Here is a 281-nt window from a genome sequence, read left to right on the forward strand (position 1 = left end):
TCTACAGTAAACCAGTAATCGCTTGTTGGCATTGGGTTACCGTTGTAAGTCCCATCCCATCCTGCGCCTGTTGGGCTAAGTTGTTTTAACAGTTTTCCAAAACGATCAAAGATATAGATTACAGCATCTGGCTGGTCGCCAATGCCATAAATGTTCCAGGTGTCGTGGTAACCATCGCCATTTGGTGTAAAGTACTGTGGGTAATCCATCACCATAATGGTTAGGGTGGCTTCACCACAACCTAAAATATCTCTTACTGTTATGGTATGTTCTCCTGCTGC

Annotated in this window: 1 protein-coding gene; it reads right to left on the reverse strand. The window is 44.1% G+C overall.

Going from position 1 to position 281, the window contains the following annotated elements:
* Window positions 1–281 (reverse strand): T9SS type B sorting domain-containing protein (locus ACVC43_RS07255; RefSeq protein WP_452223840.1); only part of this gene is annotated, 281 nt, incomplete at both ends.

It is taken from the genome of Lacinutrix chionoecetis, from assembly GCF_053604665.1.